Source organism: Sporosarcina siberiensis (genome assembly GCF_042681925.1).
GTDB lineage: Bacteria > Bacillota > Bacilli > Bacillales_A > Planococcaceae > Sporosarcina > Sporosarcina siberiensis.
Window position 1 is genome coordinate 1 of sequence record NZ_JBHUGI010000032.1, and the last position, 18,094, is coordinate 18,094.

Annotated in this window: 16 protein-coding genes and 1 riboswitch; of the genes, 6 read left to right on the top strand and 10 right to left on the bottom strand. The window is 36.1% G+C overall.

Annotated features, from left to right (window positions below):
- Positions 1–765: 765 nt before the first annotated feature.
- From ACFSFY_RS10920 to ACFSFY_RS10960, 9 genes are all read right to left on the bottom strand, one after another.
- Complete coding sequence (locus tag ACFSFY_RS10920) at positions 766–942, bottom strand: hypothetical protein (protein ID WP_381537979.1); 177 nt, start codon at positions 940–942, stop codon at positions 766–768.
- A gap of 621 nt (positions 943–1,563) precedes the next feature.
- Positions 1,564–2,688 (bottom strand): aminotransferase, encoded by a 1,125-nt coding sequence (locus tag ACFSFY_RS10925; protein WP_381537981.1) that lies wholly within the window; start codon positions 2,686–2,688, stop codon positions 1,564–1,566.
- 17 nt (positions 2,689–2,705) lie between these two features.
- Positions 2,706–3,812, bottom strand: coding sequence for a mandelate racemase/muconate lactonizing enzyme family protein (locus ACFSFY_RS10930; protein WP_381537983.1), 1,107 nt, complete (start codon positions 3,810–3,812; stop codon positions 2,706–2,708).
- 14 nt (positions 3,813–3,826) lie between these two features.
- Entirely contained in the window at positions 3,827–4,810 is a 984-nt protein-coding gene (locus ACFSFY_RS10935; protein WP_381537985.1) for an ornithine cyclodeaminase family protein, read from the bottom strand.
- Between the two features lie 2 nt (positions 4,811–4,812).
- Positions 4,813–5,790: a threonine ammonia-lyase gene (locus ACFSFY_RS10940; RefSeq protein WP_381537986.1), complete on the bottom strand. Its 978-nt coding sequence runs from the start codon at positions 5,788–5,790 to the stop codon at positions 4,813–4,815.
- A 21-nt stretch (positions 5,791–5,811) separates the two neighbouring features.
- Positions 5,812–6,975: a M20 metallopeptidase family protein gene (locus ACFSFY_RS10945; protein WP_381537988.1), complete on the bottom strand. Its 1,164-nt coding sequence runs from the start codon at positions 6,973–6,975 to the stop codon at positions 5,812–5,814.
- A gap of 13 nt (positions 6,976–6,988) precedes the next feature.
- The gene (locus tag ACFSFY_RS10950) at positions 6,989–8,404 is read right to left on the bottom strand and encodes a YfcC family protein (protein WP_381537989.1); all 1,416 of its coding nucleotides are present in this window, start codon (positions 8,402–8,404) and stop codon (positions 6,989–6,991) included.
- Positions 8,405–8,875: 471 nt separating this feature from the next.
- The gene (locus ACFSFY_RS10955; RefSeq protein WP_381537991.1) at positions 8,876–9,052 is read right to left on the bottom strand and encodes a hypothetical protein; all 177 of its coding nucleotides are present in this window, start codon (positions 9,050–9,052) and stop codon (positions 8,876–8,878) included.
- 565 nt (positions 9,053–9,617) lie between these two features.
- The gene (locus ACFSFY_RS10960; RefSeq protein WP_381537993.1) at positions 9,618–10,607 is read right to left on the bottom strand and encodes a YecA family protein; all 990 of its coding nucleotides are present in this window, start codon (positions 10,605–10,607) and stop codon (positions 9,618–9,620) included.
- Positions 10,608–10,831: 224 nt separating this feature from the next.
- Between ACFSFY_RS10960 and ACFSFY_RS10965 the strand changes: the two genes are divergently transcribed.
- Positions 10,832–11,755 carry an AEC family transporter gene (locus tag ACFSFY_RS10965; protein WP_381539044.1) on the top strand — a complete coding sequence of 308 codons (924 nt, stop codon included), beginning with the start codon at positions 10,832–10,834 and terminating at the stop codon, positions 11,753–11,755.
- 394 nt (positions 11,756–12,149) lie between these two features.
- On the opposite strand, the gene ACFSFY_RS10970 is transcribed toward ACFSFY_RS10965, so the two are convergent.
- Positions 12,150–13,055 carry an acetamidase/formamidase family protein gene (locus tag ACFSFY_RS10970; RefSeq protein ID WP_381537994.1) on the bottom strand — a complete coding sequence of 302 codons (906 nt, stop codon included), beginning with the start codon at positions 13,053–13,055 and terminating at the stop codon, positions 12,150–12,152.
- Between the two features lie 183 nt (positions 13,056–13,238).
- On the opposite strand from ACFSFY_RS10970, the gene ACFSFY_RS10975 reads away from it, so the two are divergent.
- The 5 genes from ACFSFY_RS10975 (at position 13,239) to ACFSFY_RS10995 (ending at position 18,083) form a co-directional block, all read left to right on the top strand.
- Complete coding sequence (locus tag ACFSFY_RS10975; RefSeq protein WP_381537995.1) at positions 13,239–14,213, top strand: LCP family protein; 975 nt, start codon at positions 13,239–13,241, stop codon at positions 14,211–14,213.
- Positions 14,214–14,299: 86 nt separating this feature from the next.
- Positions 14,300–14,478: riboswitch (Lysine riboswitch) on the top strand.
- 121 nt (positions 14,479–14,599) lie between these two features.
- Complete coding sequence (dapA, locus tag ACFSFY_RS10980; protein ID WP_381537996.1) at positions 14,600–15,484, top strand: 4-hydroxy-tetrahydrodipicolinate synthase; 885 nt, start codon at positions 14,600–14,602, stop codon at positions 15,482–15,484.
- 270 nt (positions 15,485–15,754) lie between these two features.
- A complete protein-coding gene (locus ACFSFY_RS10985; protein ID WP_381537998.1) occupies positions 15,755–16,477 on the top strand; it encodes a GntR family transcriptional regulator in 723 nt (240 codons plus the stop codon).
- A gap of 197 nt (positions 16,478–16,674) precedes the next feature.
- On the top strand, positions 16,675–17,883 hold the full coding sequence (locus ACFSFY_RS10990; protein ID WP_381537999.1) for a YfcC family protein: 1,209 nt from the start codon (positions 16,675–16,677) through the stop codon (positions 17,881–17,883).
- Positions 17,880–18,083, top strand: coding sequence for a hypothetical protein (locus tag ACFSFY_RS10995; RefSeq protein WP_381539046.1), 204 nt, complete (start codon positions 17,880–17,882; stop codon positions 18,081–18,083). The genes ACFSFY_RS10990 and ACFSFY_RS10995 overlap by 4 nt, the downstream gene beginning before the upstream one ends.
- Positions 18,084–18,094 lie beyond the last annotated feature (11 nt).

Consider the following 18,094-nt stretch of genomic DNA (forward strand, 5'->3'; position numbering starts at 1 on the left):
ACCATAAAGAAATACATTTCTGACAATCTACTTAATCATTATTCTATTTCTGAATCACTTAAAAGCAAAAAAATATTAATTAATCTGTTTTATAAATTAAATAAAAAAGAAAAAATACATAAAAAAACATTTTTAATATGTTTCCACTTTAAACACTTTTGTTTATACGCGTCTTTATGCCTATTAAGCAAAGCGGTATTTCAATAAATAAAATTTCATACCAGCAAAATAAAATTCTTAAATTTTACACTATAGATTCTCCCTTAAGGCAAACCAAATTGTTTACTTATGCTTTTAAATTTTCTATTGATTGCAAACAGAAATTATTTGAATGATATTAATGTTGCAATAATTTAATTTAATATTTAAATATCCAAACAACGGAAAAGAATGGATCCCAATTTAATAAATGAACAACCCTAAGGTACGGTTAAATCATTATTTAATGTAGTCATATGGAAATAAGAATACCCTACTATTTAACAGGTCTAATAATTTATAAAAAAGCAACCAATGAGTAATTCTCATTAGGTTGCTATGCTTAAATATTGGAATAGTTTTCTGATAGTGGAATTTATCTTAAATTACAAATGAACCTAATGACAGCCATTTCTAGTTTTTTTTTTTAAACGCGCTCACCTGCAAGGCAAATTAACAACTTGATATTGGTGATAAAATTACTTAGTAATTTATTTCTTCTTGTTTCCCCTTTTATTCGGGATCTAGATCATATAAACGTTATATTTTTTCTAAACATTTTAATTATTAACTTTTCCTTTTCGTATTATTTTCCCTCTTTACTTTCGAATCAAATTCCGTTGCAAATTCTTCTTTTTGTTTGTCATTTGAATTGTTGTTATCGGCTTTATCCCTACCAGTATACGCTTCAAATGGATTATGCGTTCTTTCGTTCATTGTCTTTTTGTTGTTTTTATTTGCCAAAAATGCTCACCTCCTAGACGTTACTATGCTCTAGAAGAAGCTGTTTTATTCTATTTTATCGAAAGTGTTTATAGTGCAAACACATTTAATTAAATTAATAAAAAGATTTTTCGAATAATAGGTTTATGATTTTTTTACTTGGGTATATATTTAGTACAAGGCAAAACTACCGAACGATGAATCTGTTAGACGAGTAACCTTTCAGAGGATTCTACGGATGAAATGCACTGCCTTGGCGGAAAATTTGCTTTACTGACGAGCGATACATTTTTCAAGAAGTAGCGTATCAATTAGTAAACAGTTACATTTTTTGTGCAAGTGCAATATAAGACGTGGAAGTAAGCGTATGATCGCGTATTTAACACCTTGCGACAGCTGAAACCGGTAGTACAATCAAACTGAATAAGCACGACGGTACTGATTTAATCGTCAGAAAGAACAGTTTGTATGATGTCAAACGACAAATTTTCCGTAAAAGATCCCATTTATTTATGGGCAAGAAAAGGTACGTTCCAATTGGAACGTACCTTTTCTGCGTGTAATTCAACTAGTTAAACCAAAGACTTCAATCCACATAACAATTTCTTTAAGCGTTAAATCGAAAGAGCTACTATCCTTATATTACTCGAGCTCACTCAAGTAAATCGACAACTGGGCTAGACCAGCTTGTAATACTTCTGTAGAGCATGCGTAACCAATTCTCACGGTTCCTTCTAATCCGAAACAACTTCCAGGCGCCAAAAACGTACCACTCGCTTTAAATAAATTGATACAAAACTCTTCTGATGATATCTGTGAATCGTACTTTAGAATAGCCGTTGTTCCCGCTTTAGGCTTTATATACGATATTTTTTCTTCTCCCGCAATCCAATCGTCTAATATCATTAAATTATCACGAACAATTTTCAAATTGCGTTCCATCATTTTGTCATAGTTTGATAGTGCATGTACCGCTAATAAGTCATCTAATAGCCCGTTGCTAATAGTAGTATAATCTCGTCGAGTCATACATTTCCCAATCACCTCTTCTGGTCCAGCAATCCACCCAAGACGTAGACCTGCTAGCGAGAGCGATTTTGACATACTACTTGTACTAATCCCTTTTTCGTATAAATCAGCAATTGCAGGAATGTCACTATCAGGTTCTTGCCATAACCCCCTATATACTTCGTCGCATAGTAAATACGTATCGTTTTTTCGTGCAATTTCTACAATTTTCGTTAAGTAAGACGCATCCATAACAGAACCTGTAGGATTATTTGGGTTGTTAATAATAATTAGTTTTGTGTTGGAATTCACGAGTGATTCCAGTTCTTCTAAATCTGGTAAATAATTATTTTCTGCAGTAAGGGGGAGCCTTTTTACTTCTGCTCCAAAAGATTCTGGTACTGAATGAAGCTGTTGGTATGTCGGATCTACACAGACTACTTCGTCCCCCGGTTCGATTAGTGCATATAGTACTAAAAAGTTTGCACCTATTGCTCCATTCATTGATAAAATATTTTCATGTCTCATTGTTTTATATAGTTTTGCAACGTTTTCTTTTAATGCTGGTGAACCCGTAATGTAACCATATGTTAGTCTTTTATCGGCAATTTCCTGGAAAAATGTATCATAACAATCTCCTGCAATTGTAACTAATTCTCTAATACTGATTGAATCCACACATGTTTCTGCTAAGTTGTAAACAGCATCATGTTCATATTCGTTCATCCATTCTTCTATAGCAAACGGTTTAATTTTCATTTTTAAATCATACCCCTTTACGTAATAGTTTTTTGATACGTAGCTAACTCCGCCACAAGCATTTCATCCACTTGGACACCTAAACCGGGCAATTCCTTAAACTGCAAAACATCGCCTTTAAATAATACCGAATCCACATCTCGTGAAAGCATAAGTGGCCCAACAAGTTCATTGGATTGAATAATCGTTCGCGAAATGGCTAGATGAGCCCCTGCCATCGTCCCAATTGCCGATTCTACCATCGAGCCCACTTGGCACGGCATTCCCGCCGCTTCTGCTATACTGGCAATCGCCAATGCGGGGTATATACCGCCAGCTTTCATCAATTTAATATTTACCATATCCGCTGAACGATTTTGAATTACATTTAACAATTCATGCGTGCTGCATATTCCTTCATCAATCATTATTTTTGCATGGGAAACACGACGAATCTCTTTTAGTGAAATAATATCTGTAGCCAAAACAGGTTGCTCGTACCAATCTACTAAACAATCTTTCGTATTTTCGATAACAGAAATCGCACTGATCCGATCCCATCCTTGGTTTGCATCCACACGCAACTTGATTTCATTAGGAATCGCATTTCGAACTGCGCGTATTCGCTCAATATCCGTTGCTGCATCTGTTCCTACCTTTATTTTGATTGTACTAAATCCTTCATTGACAATACGACATGCGTCTTCTGCCATTTCATTGGGCGATTTAATACTAATGACTTGTGGAACAGTAAGATAAGGGCGCGCTTTCCCACCAATTAACTGGTAGACCGGTTGGTTGGTTATTTTTCCCATCAGGTCATATAAAGCACAATCTATTGCAGCTTTTGCAGATGGATTTCCCAATATTTTTTCATTCATTTTTTGATGAATAAACTCAATTTGGAAAGGATTTAAACCTATTACTATAGGAGCCAATTCATGTTCTAGAATTTGTAATACAGTATGCCAGGTTTCTCCTGTCACATGTTGATCGGGAACTGCCTCACCCCAACCAAATACACCATTAGCCATTTCAATCCGTACCAAAATGACGGGCATATCAACGTATTGGTCGTAAGAAACAATAAATGGTTCTATTAGGGGCAAGCTTAATCCGAATACATCCACTTTTACAATAGTCATTGAAGATACCCCCCTCAGATAAGATTCACCGCTAACACATCACGATTGTCTTTCAAAACTGATATCACTTTTTTCGCTGTTGTAATATCTTGAATGGATAAACCCGTTGAATCAAAAATTGTAATGTCTTCATCACTTTCTCTTCCTTGCTTGTAACCTAAAATCACTTCGCCCATTTCAATTAAATCTCTTTCCAGCACTAAACCATTCCTAATTGCGTGCTGTACTTCACCTCTTTCAACACATTGGTTAACGCTATCAACTATTATTTTAGATTTTCCAAATAATTTGGTCTCAAGCTCTTGCTTACCGGGCATGTCCGCGCCGATGCATGCTAAATGTGTTCCTGGTTTCACCCACTCACTTTGTATGAGTGCTTTTTTACTAGAAGTCGTAGTAATGATGATATCCGCTTGAGAAACACATTCTTCTATATCTACAAAAGTAGTGTAATTTAATGGGATTTCCTTTTTCATGTCCTTCACATATTGTTTCGCTTTTTCTTCACTTCTTCCCCAAACAAACACATCTTCCAATTCAAATACGCGTGCCAGAGCTTTTAACTCCCATCGCGCAATTATTCCTGTCCCGATAATCGCAACTTTTTTTGAAGACTTTCTTGCTAAATATTTGGCCGAGACAGCGCCAGCCGCCCCTGTACGCATATCTGTTATTAAGCCACCTTCCATAATTGCGAGAGGTACCCCATTTTTCACATCAACAAGTATAATTGTAGCTTGTCCATTAGATATGCCGTAATTTTCATAGTTATTTGCATATCCGCTCGCTATTTTCACACCGACCACTTCATCGACAAGATCATATCCAGATTTAATGTCAATTTCTCCGTGATATTTTTCTATATCAAATGAAAGAACTGGTGGCAAAATAACTTTATTGTCGGAAAACATTTTATACGCTTCTTCTACAGATTCAATCACATCGTCCATATTTAACACTCTTGAAATTTGTTCTTTTGTTAAAATAATTGTATCCACTATCAATGGCCCCCATTTTCAAATCGATTGTAAAACTCTGCGATTCTACCTAAATCTACATTTCCTCCGGTTGCAAATGTTAATACTTTCTTTCCTTCTATATTAGGTATTAGTCCTTGTTGAAGTGCAGCAATGCCAACTACTGCAGACCCTTCCAACATATTGTGATCATTTTTCGCCATATAGTACATCGCTTTTGCAACGTCCTCTTCTTCTACTAAGACGATGTCATCAACAATTCCTTGAGCTAAATTTAAATTCCCTTCTGTTATTCCTCCGTGCAAACCTTCCGCATAAGAAGATGAATACTCAACGTCAACCAACTTCCCAGCTTTGAAAGAGTAATACCAAGGTGGGGAGGCGTGCGTTTGTATCCCAATCACTTTAATGTTTGGATTGATAGCCTTTGCCACAAGCGCAACTCCGCATAGTAAGCCACCCCCACCAGCAGGTACTAGTAAAACATCAAAATCTGGAATTTCCAAAAACGCTTCTAATGCAGCAGTTCCTTGTCCAGCAATAACTAAATCGTCTTCAAAAGCATTAATAAAAACGCGTCCGGTTTCTTCTGCTAGTTGAATTGCGTGCTCCTCGGCCTCATCATATATATATCCATAAAGAACCAATTCGCCACCATGACGTTTTATTCCGTCTAACTTTGTTTGTGGTGTTGTGGTAGGTACAACAATTTCCGCAGAAATTCCTTTAAGCCTTGACGCATAGGCAACTGCTTGAGCATGATTGCCCGCCGAAGCAGTAACAACGCCTTTTTTTAATTCCTCTGGAGTTAAAGAGTCAATCTTATTTAAAGCACCCCTGGCTTTAAAAGAACCCGTTTTTTGTAATGACTCCATTTTAATGTATACTTGGGCACCTGTTTCTATTGACAGGAGATCCGAGTAAATGAGAGGAGTATGATTAATTCTTCCTTTTAAACGATTTGCTGCAATTAATACGTCTTGAAAAGTGACTTTTAGCAATATGAACCCTCCAAATTTATATTATGATGATGGATAATCTAAGACGATTTTAATAAATAAATGAATTGTGGATTGAAAAACATCCTCATCCAAATCGAATTTAGCGTGATGATGTGGATATTTACTTTTATCTCCTTTCATTCCAACAAAAATAAAAGCTCCAGGTTTTTCATTTAAATAAAAAGCAAAATCCTCTGCAGCCATAACAATATCGATTAAAGCAAAAGAATTTTCTCCAATATGATTTTTAATTACTTTCTCTACAAAATTGCTTTCCTTTGCATCATTGATAAGAGGGGGCGTTCCATCAATAAATTCTACAATTTGATCCGCCATAAATGTCGCGCAAATTCCTTTTGTTTGTTCCCTCACTCTTCTTTTCATAAATTCCCTATTCTCTTGCGATACTGCCCTAATCGTTCCGTAAAGTTTTACAGTTGAAGGAATAATATTATAATTGGTCCCTCCATCAATTCTTCCTACTGTTATAACGGAAGGTTCCCCAGGGTTAATTTGCCTACTTACAATCGCCTGATAAGACTGTATTAAATGAGTCGCGATATAAATTGGATCAATCGTTTCATGAGGCATTGATCCATGTCCACCGCTCGCATTAATTGTCACTTCAAATTCATCCGTTGAAGCCATCATCGGTCCATGTGTTAAACCTATTTTCCCTTTTTGTAGTCCTTGCCACAGATGTACACCAAAAATAGCATCTACATCATTCAACACGCCGGACTTAACAAGCTCCAGTGCGCCACTTGGCGACATTTCTTCTGAGGATTGAAAGATAAACATCACATTATGTTGAACTAAACTACGATTCTCTGACATCCATTTTGCAACAGCTAAAAGCACTGCAGTATGACCATCATGTCCACATACATGAGCCACCCCCGGTATCTTAGACATATACTCGGACTTCTCCCCATCTTCTTGTATCGGGAGTGCGTCAATGTCCGCCCGTAATGCTATTGTCTTAGAACCAATCATCCCTGGAAGGTACGCTACTAAACTTGGATAGGGAAAATCGAGAATTTCTAATCCAAGTTCCGTAATTATCTTTTTTATATACTCGTGAGTCTTGAATTCTTTTCCAGACAACTCTGGATATTGATGTAGATGTCTTCTATGGGAAATGCTCCATTCGGATAGTGAGTGGAGCTCTTTCGTTTCTTTCATATACACTCCTCCTTCAAAATGGTCCATACTGTATGGACTGAGCGATGATTAAAAACACAAGTGCAATTCCAATTTGAAGTAATAAAAATGGAAACACCCATCTAACCCACTTACTCCATGGAATTCCCGCGAGGGCCAATCCTGCCATAAAGTATCCAACCGTAGGAAATATAATATTCGAAAGACCATCCCCAAGTTGATAGGCCAAAACCGCTGTTTGTCTCGTTACACCTATTAAATCTGCCAGGGGTGCCATGATGGGCATAGTTAAAGCCGCTTGTCCACTACCTGAAGGAATTAAAAAGTTGAAGAATAGTTGGAAAATGAACATTCCAATTACACTTAATACAGCTGGTAAATTCCCGATAAGTCCTGACGCATAATACAAAATCGTATCCATTAGGAACCCGCTTTTGAATATTACCAAAATGGCTTGAGCAAACCCAATGACTAAAGCACCTGGTATCATTTCACGTGCGCCATCTAAGAAACTGTCCGCTATATTAGAAGGAACTACTTTGCCTATCAATCCAATTACAATTCCAAAGAATAAAAACAATCCCGCAATTTCCGTAATATACCACTCTAGTTTTAACACGCCGTAAATGAGTACAATAAAATTCAATAAAAACGTATATAGTACTAGCTTATGCCTAGTATTCATCTTGAAATTTTTATCTGGCTCGATACTCGTTGTGACAGGCTCATACTTTCCATAGAACCCTAAACTTGGATTGTTTTTAACTTTTTTCGCATGCCTTAATACATACCATACTGCAGTAATATATAGAGTAGCCAAAAGAGCCAAGCGAAGTCCAATTCCCGAAAATGTTGGTAATTCAGCAATCCCTTGCGCTATACCAACTGTAAATGGATTCATAACAGCCGCTGAAAATCCGACGGAAGCACCAAGTGTAACAATTGCAAAACCAGTAAAGACATCAAACCTTAATGCAATTGCTAATGGAACTAATATACCGATGTAAACCAACGTCTCTTCAGCCATCCCCATTAACGTACCGCCCGCAGCAAAAAAGAGCATTAAGACTGGTATTAATAGTGTGGCTTTATGCGATAACCTTAATGCTATTAATTTAACTAAAGCTTCTAATGCACCAGTAGCTTTTAAAATACCAAAGGCTCCACCTACTATAAATACAAAGAAAATAATACCTGAACCTTCAATCATACCTAAATGGATACTGTTAAATATCTCCATAAACCCGACCGGAGATGATTCAACAAATGTAAAGGTTGCAGGATCAACAACACTTCTACCATTGACATCGACTCTTTCATAAGACCCAGCTGGCAATATATACGTTAATAATGACGCGAGAAGTATAACGAAAAAGATTAGAACAAATGCATTTATCCCTTTAGATTCATTAATATTTGTTTCTTTAGCTGTTGGTTCTTTCCGTTTCATATTATATCCCCCTCTTTTGTATTAAAATAGAGTAAACAAGTGAGTTTAGCTTGTACATAAAGCTTCGGCTAATGATCCTTTCATTTTTTTGAATTTCGGTTACTGAAAAAATGCGAACACTCTAGCTCGAATTAAATTTGCTGTTAGAAAATCAATTAATTCGGAACTGAAAGCAAAGAAAAATTAAAGATTGGTAACTTCTTACTCCTCAAAGAAGTGTTTACTATCCATATGAAATAAACAGTTATTTAATGCATCGTGTTAAAATCTAATGTAAAATTTCAAACGCAATTTGCATTTAAACAGTACAAAAACGCACACAATGAAATATTGTGTGCGAATCAAAATGAATATGAGAATTTAATATCTCCACTAATTATAGTGTTGTTTTTAAATAACTCTGGAATCTTTGAAATTTAATGAGTCTTTTATGCCGTTTTGAATTATCAAAGTATTTAACTTTGTCAATCCTTATCTTTTCCTTTTCGTATTATTTTCCCTCTTTACTTTCGAATCAAATTCTGCTGCAAACTCTTCTTTTTGTTTGTCATTTGAATTGTTGTTATCGGCTTTATCCCTACCAGTATAAGCTTCAAAAGGATTATGCGTTCTTTCGTTCATTGTTTTCTTATTGTTTTTATTCGCCAAAAATGCTCACCTCCTAGACGTTACTATGCTCTAGAAGAAGCTGTTTTATTCTATTTTATCGAAAGTGTTTATAGTAAAAACACAATTAAATAAATTAATAAAAAATCTTTTCAAATAATAGGTTTAAGATTTTTTTACATGGGTATATATTAAGTACAAGGCAAAACTACCGAACGATGAACCTGTTAGACGAGTAACCTTTCAGAGGATTCTAAGGATGAAATGCACTGCCTTGGCGGAAAATTTGCTTTACTGACGAGCGATACATTTTTCAAGAAGTAACGTATCAAATTAGTAAACAGTTACATTTTTTGTGCAAGTGCAATATAAGACTTGGAAGTAAGCATATGATCGCGTATTTAACACCTTGCGACAGCTGAAACCGGTAGTACAATCAAACTGAATAAGCACGACGGTACAGATTTAATCGTCAGAAAGAACAGTTTGTACGATGTCAAACGACAAATTTTCCGCGAATAAACCCCATTTGTTAATGGGCAGAAAAAGGCATGTTCCAATCGGAACATGCCTTTTCTGTGCGTATATACATTACAACTAGAATGAATTAAGATTTAGTACCTTTATACTCCATCAATTCTTTATGATATTTATTCATCGAGGAAGTGGACACTTCAAACCATTCAGCTATTTCCTTAAGCGTTAAATCCAAAGGGTTAAAATACCCTTCATCTATTCCGAATCGAATCGCACCCGCTGCTATGGCTACTTCTTTTCGGGCGTTCGGTTGTAGTTCTACTAAATAGTCCTCAACCATTTCCAACAACTCATCTGATTCCCGATCGTTTTTTTCTAAGAAGTCCATTACATGATCAAGAACGCCGGTTTCAAACTCGGTGAATTCCCCGCCTTCAAAACCGTCTTCTCCAAGATTCTTCCAAAACAAAACACTGTTGTCTTTCCAATAAGTATCTAGAGTCTTATCGGATTCCAATTCATACTGCTTTGCAAAGTTCTTAAACACTTCTTGATGATCTACTGGAAAGAATATTAAACTAGAAACCGCTAAAAAGCGATTCGAGATGGATGTTCCATCAGGTAATATGAAGCAATACACATTTGCACCTAAAGATACTGGCTTTTCACTTTCACGTCTTAATTCGATTGTCTCGTTCCCAAATATCGATTTAAGAATTAAATATTCACTATCCACTTGAATTACTTCGCCGATGAATATTCTAGGCTTTCTCCATGTTTCTAGAACATTTAAAATGGAAGAGCGCATTTGTTTTTTACTTACCTTATCCAAATAGCCTGTCCATATATCTGTACGGTAATGGAAGAAGAACTCATCAAGTACAATCGCTTCAATCATTTCTTCGTTGATAGCGATTTGTAAAGAACTCTTCCATTTGTTGGCCAATTCTGTGTACTCAGGAATGTCTTTACGCACTGGATATGATTCATAAAAGTTTTGTAAAATCCGTTCCAATTCTTCAATATGCATATCTTTTACTTCGACTACCTCTTTTGATTCACAACATTTTTTGTATTTTTTGCCGCTACCACATGGACAGCGATCATTACGACCAACCATTAAAACACTTCCTTATTGTATTTACAAGACACTTCAGTATAACACTGCATGAAATATCTAGGTAGAATTTATAATTCTATATTTCGATAAATTAATTTTATGTATTTTCTAAAAACAGATACGTGTTACAATAATCAAAGAACTTAAAATAATCCCTTCAATTCAAATCCTTTTATACGAAATTAATTTAAATTAGGGAACTATGGAAAGAAAGTGTGAACGAATTGAATGAACTCTTTATAATTTTAAAGGATATTATTTTACCTGTATTTGTTATTATAAGTGTTGGTTTTCTTATGCAAAGAAAGTTTAATTTGAACGTGCAAACTCTGGCCAGACTGAACATCTATTATCTAGTCCCAGGCTTTATCTTCGTGAAATTATATACTACGAAACTTTCATTTTCTATATTTTATTCGGTTATTCTATTTTTCGTTTTGTATGTATTAGTACTTTATCTTGTTTCATTGATTTCAAGTAAAATACTAAAGTTAAAAACAGGTGAGAAAACAGCTTTCACGAATAGTGTGCTCTTTTACAACTCGGGAAACTATGGGGTTCCTGTCAATGATTTAGTGTTTAAAAGCGATCCCTTTGCGATGTCTATTCAAGTTTTAATTCTTACTTTCCAAAACATATTCTTATTCTCCTATGGTATATTCACATTGCAATCGGTAAAAATCGGTAAGATTAAAGCAATGTTGGCTTATTTTAAGATGCCTGTTTTATATGCGATGCTGTTAGGTATTTCTCTCAATATTTTTCACATACCCATTCCAAACTTCATTTGGATTCCTGCGAATTATACCGCGGATGCAATGGTTGCACTTGCATTACTAACTTTGGGTGCACAAGTAGCTACTATTAAATTTAAAACGGGTTTATCTACTGTATATGCGAGCTTATTCCTAAGACTCATACTCGGTCCTGTACTAGCATTGGGACTTATTTTATTATTTCGGATTGATGGAGTTATGGCACAAGCATTATTAATTGGAGCAGCTATGCCGACTTCGGTCAATAGTGCGGTAATTGCGCAAGAATATGATAATCATCCAGAATTAGCGGCACAAATCGTACTGTTTTCCACAGCGTTAAGTGCGATTACAGTATCGATTGTGATTTTTCTCTCAAAAATATTATTTTAACTTTTGAAGTAAGAATATAAGTCAAAACAATAAATACACATTTGAAGGATGATGAGGTCCTTCAAATGTGTAAATGTGAATTTCCGATGTAGAAGATTTTTTTCTTATGGCTGGTTTTGTTTTTAAACGATTAACTACAATTTATCGCTCTCTACAAAACTTACATACTTGAATCGTTGTGTTAGACTCTATTTTCAAATTGTATAATAACTTAACCCCTGTTCTATGGCAGCTTGGACATTCCCCACGGCACATTGAAGTATACGTTTTCAATCTTTTCCCACGGTTATTTTTCGCCATGTTCATCCCCCTCAAATAACACTCATCTCTCTCTTTAGTAAATGATGGAATGAAACAAATATTGACAAAAATTTCACCTATATTTTTTTATATTTCAGTTGTTAATCAACGTACAATCCAGTTCCTTCAATAACCATTTAGGAACGACAAATCTTGCGGTCATGAGCGGGTCAACGATTTGGCAAATTTCACTTTGCCCTGCTGCGCTTATGAGCATTGTGATTTCACTTAAAGGAAGACCGGTTTTGTCGACAATACGTTCAATCATTTCGGTTGCTGCAAGTTTAGCTGCCTCATCAAGCGTTTCAGCTGAAACAATTTGTGTGAATACGTCTCTATTTTCAAGCATCGGATGACTCAGTCGGTCCCCTTTAAGAACTTCCAATTTAACAGTAACTTCCCCGGGCACTTCAACTCCTGAAACACTCACTTCCCCGTCACCCATTGCCGCGTGTAAATCACCAAGTGCAAAGAGAGCACCTTCTGCAAACACTGGGAAGTATAAAATAGCTCCTTCGCTAATCATCTTATTATCCATATTTCCACCATGTGCACCAGGTGTCCCACAATTTACACCGTTTCCTTCAGGAGCAACGCCAATGACACCAACCATTTTATTTAATGGGATTTCAATATCATTAAAATGGACCTTGCCATCTTTAATCGGTAAAATCTTAGACTCCATTTGTTCTATTTTGTGACCCATTACACCTAAGCCTGGCCCTACAACCATGACCCCTTGTTCACCTATTTCAATCTGCTTAATCGTAACTTTCAAAATATCTCCAGGCATTGCATCTTCTATAAAAATCGGACCCGTTGCAGGATTGATCTTATCCCAATCAATTCCACCTACTTCGGTTTCTGGAGTTTGAATTTGGTTTTGGAAACAATCGTAAGCTTCAATTTTCACCGTTGTTCCAGATGCAATTCTTGTCGTATATGGATTGAATTTATTGAACTCATAAATAATTCCTGATTCAGCAGTAATTGTTTTCATTTAGAATCCCCCTTTAAAATATATGCTATCACAATTATACATAGTAACCAATAACACTACTGACAAGCACCAAGCAAGATTACACCTATAAACAGAACCTTTTCAAAGTTCATACGTCTAAAAGAGTAGTACTATGTGAATTATTTTAAATAAAGAATAACGAATCCATTAATAGATGAGGCGATGAAGCAATTGGGAAGACATGATAAAAACACTAGGAAACGTAAGAAGAAAACCGGCAGAAATATCGGAATTGTAACTGCACTACTCCTGTTGGTGGGGTTTTATTGGTTCTATCAATTCAATGAAGGTTTATCTTTGTCAGAAGATGGATCATTAAAAGATAAAAATGATGAGTTCGGTATTTTTGATGGGCCAGAGCCGCAATTCGGGGAGATTAATATTCTTTTACTTGGCTCCGATGCACGTAAAGAGGAAGATGGGCGATCGGATACGTTAATGATTGCACATTATAATCAAGATACGAAAAAAATGAAGATTGTTTCTATTATGCGTGACACCTATGTCGAAATCCCCGAATATGGTATGCATAAAATGAATACAGCGTTTACGCTTGGTGGCCCCGAGCTCGTGAGGCAGACGATTAAGGAAAACTTTGATTTGGATGTCCATTATTATGCGATGGTCGATTTTAATGGATTCCCGAAAATCGCAGATATTATAGCACCCGATGGTATTGAAGTAGATATCCCATATGCGATGTCACATGGTATTAATATGACGTTGAACCCCGGTGTGCAAAAGTTAGATGGTGACCAGCTCTTAGGTTATGTTCGCTTCCGTCATGACCATAAAAATGACTTCGGCCGAGTCGAGAGACAACAAGAAGTCATTTCTAAATTGAAAGATGAAGCCGTTAGTGTGCACAGCCTTTTGAATCTACCAAAACTTCTTGGAGCAGTAAATGGATACGTGGATACGAATCTTGAAAAAATGAAAATGCTTTCGATTGGTAAGGGTCTTATCGATGAAAGTTCTGGAAAGATTGAAACGTTACGTCTTCCTGTCGATAGTTCCTATTCAAATAAACGAACGAATGTTGGCGAAGTGTTAGACATCGATTTCGAAAAAAATATCGATGCGTTGACTACTTTCTTGGATGATTCAGTAGAAACGAAGATAACCGACGAGGATTAATAAACTTCCTGAATTCACTTGCAATTGCGTTTGAAAACAGGTATGGTTATATCAATTAGAAATTCTCTTATTTCAAAAACTTTTGAAGTAGGGATAGAGGCGCGAAAACCATCAGTACACATTTCGAGGATATTGAGATCCTATGACATATGTGGAAAGGGGAATTTGCCGAAGTGAAGAGAAACTCATTTTCTCGGAGCTGGTTCTGTTGTTGAACAAACACAGAATTGTCATATAGGAAACTATATGGAGGGCTATCTTATGCAAAGAAATTATTCTTTATTTCTTATGCAACAACGATCCCTCGTTGTTGCATTTTTGCGTTCATTTACTACCTGCCCTCCCACCTCTAATTTTTAAAATAAATTATAGGATGTGGAGAAATTATGAATTTCGGACAAGTTTTAACAGCAATGGTAACTCCTTTTGACACGAATGGAGAAGTAGATTTTCCAGCTACAGAAAACTTAATCAATCATTTAATTGCAAATGGGACTGATGGTTTAGTCGTATCTGGAACAACCGGAGAGTCTCCGACGTTAACAAAGGAAGAAAAAGTAGAATTGTTTAAATTTACTATGGAAATTGTGAATGGTAGAATCCCAGTAATTGCGGGTACCGGTTCGAACAACACAAAAGAATCTGTTGAACTTACAAAACTTGCAGAATATGCAGGGGTAGATGGTATTATGCTCGTTACACCATACTATAACAATCCATCTCAAGAAGGATTGTATCAGCATTTCAAAACAATTGCGGAGTTCACATTTTTACCGATCATGCTTTATAATGTGCCAGGTCGCAGTGTAGTCAATATGTCTGTCGATACCGTCATTCGTCTATCAAAAATCCCTAATATTGTTGCCATTAAAGAAGCAAGTGGTAATTTAGTTACTATGTCGGAAATTATTGAACAGACACCAGACACTTTTTCTCTATATAGCGGTGATGATGGTTTAACGATTCCAGTATTATCGATTGGCGGAATCGGTGTCGTTTCCGTAGCTTCTCATGTTTTAGGTAATGAAATGCAAACGATGATTGAAAAATTTAATAACGGCAATGTCAAAGATGCAGCTAAGGATCATCGTAAACTCCTTCCCATCATGAAGGCATTATTTGCCGCTCCAAACCCTTGTCCTGTGAAAGCGGCTTTGAATTTAAAAGGAATCCCAGTTGGTGGTGTTCGTCTCCCTATGATTCCATTAAACAACGAAGAACTTAACGCATTACAGCAAGCACTTAACCTCAATACAAAAGTTCTTTCATAAGTATAATTTGTTGAAAAGAGTGAGCCAATACGCTTACTCTTTTTTCTTTTCATAATCTTTTTGTGGTTACATCCCCTATCAAACTTTTTGCAGAACTCCCTAAATACCGCTACTGCATTGATAAGATGAATGAGCCACTAGATCGAAAAGTCAGTAATCAAATTACTATTTTATGAAAGCGTTTACGAAAAGACTTTACAAACTTTTTATAGTGTTGTAAAGTTACTCCATAGTTATAATATTATAAACAACTATACAGGGGTGGGATGCATGAAAATTGATAAAACAGCAACAACACCTCTCTATTCTCAAATAGAGGTGATTCTAGAAGATAAGATACTTACAGGAGTTTGGGACGAAGGAGTTCAAATCCCAACGGAAATTGAATTAGCGAATACGTATGATGTTAGTAATATTACCATTAAAAGAGCCATTATGAATCTAGTCGATAAAGGGATGCTTGTTCGACAACGTGGTCGAGGAACATTTGTTACCAATTTACATGTAGAGAAAAACATCCATAAATCTGAATTTATTCGTTCAGATGATGAAATTAGTAGTTCACACGATTTACTTGAGTGGAAATTTAATCAGTCGTATCCTGCTATATCTAAAAAGTTAGGGTTTTCTTCTGAAGCTGAATTCGTCTATGTAGAGCGAATTGGTTATGAGGAAGAAGAAAAGGTTTCTCTGGAGTATACGTACATTCCACAAGAAATTTGGCCACCTCATGAAGAATCTCCTAATAAGGATGTATTTATCTATGATTTACTTAAAAAGACATGTGGCATTACACTAGCACGTTCGAAAAATTATTTTTCTGGAACAGTCCCCAATGAAAATGAGGTAAAGCTGCTTGGTGTTCGACCAAACACTCCACTCTTTGTATGGGAGCGAATTACCTATTCTACAGATGGCAATCCTGTTGAATATTCAAAGTTTATTATGAAACAGGATAAAGACAAGTATTATTTGGAATTGGATCTAACATGAAATTCAAGAATTTAGATGATAGTAGTACTTCTTCACTTCCTCTAAATAAATTGCTTGATTTCACTTGATTAGAAACTAGAAACGGGTTCGTTTCTATACACCTTAATGTTATAATGTTATATTTTTATATACAATCAATCAGGAGTGTTCATGTTTTATTGACGGAACATTCTACCAATAAAAGGATGGTGGACTGAATGGAAAAGCAAAAGAAAAAGTGGAATTTTAAAGCACCAACTACAACTGGATTGCTTATGATTATTATTGTTTTAGTAGCACTATTAACGTATATTGTACCCGCGGGTCAATTTGAACGTCTTATGGATGATAAAACCGGCAGAGAGTTAATTGTAGCCGATAGCTTTTCATATACAGAAGCAACACCTGTTGGTCCCGGAGGAGTATTGGCATCTTTGTTTAATGGAATAGTCGGCGCTTCCGAAATTATCGCCTTTGTATTGATTGTAGGTGGAGTTTTTGGTGTTATTGTAAAAAGTGGTGCTATTAATGCAGCATTGGCAAGACTCATTCACCGGCTTAAAGGCAGAGAATCAATATTCATTATTATTGCTATGACTGCATTTGCTATTGGTGGCGCAACGTTTGGAATGGCAGAAGAGACATTACCCTTCGTGGCAATTGTTCTAGCTGCAACGATAGCAATGGGTTATGACCGCATTATCGCGGTTTCCATAGTAGTTGTTGGGATTTATGCTGGATACTCTGCGGGGCCTCTTAATCCCTTTAACGTTGGAATTGCTCAAGCTATTGCTGAATTACCGCTCTTCTCAGGAATTGGCTTACGAACCATCTTAATGATTGGTGGATTGATTATTGCAATTCATCACACGTTAAAGTATGCAAAAAAAGTTAAATTGGATCCCAAAAAGAGTCTTTTAGCAAATGAAACAGAAAAAGTTGAAACAGATTTGTCAATCCTGGACAATCTAACAATGACAAAAAGACATAAGTGGATCATGGCTGTTTTAGGTTCATCACTTGTTGTACTTGTATTTGGGGTACTGAAATACGGATGGTACCTTGCGGAAATTTCCGCGCTCATGTTACTTATGGGGATTGTAGTTGGTATTATCGCATTCAATGGTAGTTTCAATCAGTTTACAGATGAATTTATGAAAGGTGCCGCTGATATGACAGCTGCTGCACTAATTATCGGACTTTCAAGAGCCATTCTTGTTGTTATGGAAGAAGGACAAATTATAGATACATTTGTTTATGCCGTATCTGTTCCTTTAGGTAGCTTAAATAGTGTATTTGCTGCTTGGGGAATGTACTTTTCACAAGGGCTCATAAATTTCATTATCCCCTCTTCTACAGGACAAGCCGCTGTTGTAATGCCTATTATGTCATCCTCAGTGACGTTATTGGTATTAATCGTCAAATAGCAGTCCAAGCATTCCAGTCAGGTGACGGATATTGGAACATGATTACACCTACACACCCTGTTTTAATGGCTGCACTTGGAATTGCAGCGGTACCATTCGGCAAATGGATACGTTTTGCTGGACCACTCGTTCTGAAATGGACAATTTGGACAATGATTATTTTAGCAATTGCTGTATGGATTGATTGGGGTCCGTTTTAATTTACCTTAAT

Coding starts and splice junctions, on each gene's coding strand:
- ACFSFY_RS10990 (WP_381537999.1), top strand. CDS start 16,675: ATGGAAAAGCAAAAGAAAAAGTGGAATTTTAAAGCACCAACTACAACT.
- dapA (WP_381537996.1), top strand. CDS start 14,600: ATGAATTTCGGACAAGTTTTAACAGCAATGGTAACTCCTTTTGACACG.
- ACFSFY_RS10925 (WP_381537981.1), bottom strand. CDS start 2,688: ATGAAAATTAAACCGTTTGCTATAGAAGAATGGATGAACGAATATGAA.
- ACFSFY_RS10945 (WP_381537988.1), bottom strand. CDS start 6,975: ATGAAAGAAACGAAAGAGCTCCACTCACTATCCGAATGGAGCATTTCC.
- ACFSFY_RS10950 (WP_381537989.1), bottom strand. CDS start 8,404: ATGAAACGGAAAGAACCAACAGCTAAAGAAACAAATATTAATGAATCT.
- ACFSFY_RS10970 (WP_381537994.1), bottom strand. CDS start 13,055: ATGAAAACAATTACTGCTGAATCAGGAATTATTTATGAGTTCAATAAA.
- ACFSFY_RS10985 (WP_381537998.1), top strand. CDS start 15,755: ATGAAAATTGATAAAACAGCAACAACACCTCTCTATTCTCAAATAGAG.
- ACFSFY_RS10930 (WP_381537983.1), bottom strand. CDS start 3,812: ATGACTATTGTAAAAGTGGATGTATTCGGATTAAGCTTGCCCCTAATA.
- ACFSFY_RS10975 (WP_381537995.1), top strand. CDS start 13,239: ATGAAGCAATTGGGAAGACATGATAAAAACACTAGGAAACGTAAGAAG.
- ACFSFY_RS10960 (WP_381537993.1), bottom strand. CDS start 10,607: ATGGTTGGTCGTAATGATCGCTGTCCATGTGGTAGCGGCAAAAAATAC.